Source organism: Mesorhizobium sp. M7A.F.Ca.CA.002.05.1.1, from assembly GCF_003998335.1.
Taxonomy (GTDB): Bacteria; Pseudomonadota; Alphaproteobacteria; order Rhizobiales; family Rhizobiaceae; genus Mesorhizobium.
In genome coordinates, this window is record NZ_RZQI01001113.1 from 1 (window position 1) to 1,688 (window position 1,688).

Annotated in this window: 2 protein-coding genes; one reads left to right on the top strand and one right to left on the bottom strand. The window is 61.2% G+C overall.

Annotated elements, in window-relative coordinates:
- Positions 1 to 116: 116 nt before the first annotated feature.
- Complete coding sequence (locus tag EN939_RS33070; protein WP_127271694.1) at positions 117 to 500, bottom strand: RidA family protein; 384 nt, start codon at positions 498 to 500, stop codon at positions 117 to 119.
- A gap of 265 nt (positions 501 to 765) precedes the next feature.
- Between EN939_RS33070 and EN939_RS33075 the strand changes: the two genes are divergently transcribed.
- Positions 766 to 1,688, top strand: a 923-nt coding sequence (locus tag EN939_RS33075; RefSeq protein WP_164751463.1) for an ABC transporter substrate-binding protein, incomplete at its 3' end; no start/stop codon positions are given.

Consider the following 1,688-nt stretch of genomic DNA (forward strand, 5'->3'; position numbering starts at 1 on the left):
ATCGAGGCGTATTCGGTGGTCCGGTAGTCGCCCCACCACACGCGTTTCTTCGCAACAGTCATGTCATGCCTCTTCGATGAACGGCCAGACCTAGCGCGGCGGAGGTTGTCTGTCGATCACCCGGCCGCGATAGCCTCGACCTCGACCTTGAATTCGGGTCGGGCAAAGCCGGAGACGATCATCAGCGTCGAGGCCGGCGCGGGGCTGGAAAACAGCCGGTCGCGGACATCCATATAGGGCCGCAGATGCGCGCGGTCGGTGACATAGGCGTTGATACGGATGATGTCGCGTAGGCCCAGCCCGGCTTCGCCGAGGATCGCTTCGATGTTGCGGAAGCAGAGTTCGGCCTGCGCGCCGGCCTCTTCGGGAATCTGGTCGTCCGCGGTTATGGCAACCTGACCCGAGCACAGCACCAGCCGCTTTCCAGGCGGTACCTCGACGCCGTGGCTGTAGCGGGCAAAGGGCGGCTTGATCGACTTCGGGGTGAGGAATCTGAACATGGCAATCTCCTGGGTGCCGCCAGCCTAAAGCCGGACCCATTACACCTTCAAGATGGCGGTGCATGTTGCCCGGGCGATTGTGGACAGCCGTTCAAAAAATAGGCACGATGCCTTTCGTACAGCATGACCCGTCCGCGCTTGGCATGGCAACGTCTTTCAAGCGGGCGGCCCCGGCGCCAGACGCCGGTGGCATGTGTCTTGCTTCTTGAATCTTTGGTGTCGAGCCTGGCGCGTGGCGCGCCGGAGCAAACAGAGGGTGGTGTGGATGTACGGAAAACAGAAGATCTCGGTGGCGGCGGTGGCCCTGCTTGCAGCCAGCACGCTGGGTGCTGCTGCGAATGAGAAAGTCACCTTCGGCACCAACTGGTTGGCCCAGCCGGAGCATGGTGGATATTATCAGTCCGTGGCGGACGGCACCTACGCCGCCTGCGGCCTCGACGTCACCATCATGCAGGGCGGTCCGCAGGTCAGCGGCCGACCGCTGCTGCTGGCCGGCAAGATCGATTTCTACATGGGCGGCAATCTGCTGTCGGCTTTCGATGCCGTCCAGCAAGGCATTCCCATGCGCGTGGTGGCGGCGGACTTCCAGAAGGACCCGCAGGTCATCATGTCCCACCCCGGCGAAGGGCTCGACAAATGGGAGGACCTGAAGAACGCCGACCAGTACATATTGGGCGACGAGGGCGTGCAGACCTTCTTCCAGTGGATGGTCATCGAACTCGGCTTCGACGCTTCCAAGCGCGCGCCCTACACCTACAACACCGCTCCCTTCCTCGCCAACAAGAAGTCGATCCAGCAGGGCTACGTCACCTCGGAGCCGTTCGCGGTCAAGAAGGAAGGCGGCTTCGTGCCGAACCAGTTCCTGCTCGCCGACTATGGCTGGGACACCTATTCGACGACGATCGAGGTGATGCAGGATACGATCGACAAGAAGCCGGAGGTGGTCCAGTGCTTCGTCGATGGCTCGGCCAAGGGCTGGTACAAATATCTGTACGGCGACAACAAGGCCGCCAACGACATGATCAAGAAAGACAATCCCGATATGAGCGACGAGCAGATCGCGTTCTCGATCGAGCAGATGAAGAAGTTCGGCCTTGCCGATTCCGGCGACACCGAAAAGCTCGGCATCGGCGCCATGACCGACGAGCGGATCAAGAATTTCTACGACAAGATGGTCAAGGCCAAGGT

Coding starts and splice junctions, on each gene's coding strand:
- EN939_RS33070 (WP_127271694.1), bottom strand. CDS start 500: ATGTTCAGATTCCTCACCCCGAAGTCGATCAAGCCGCCCTTTGCCCGC.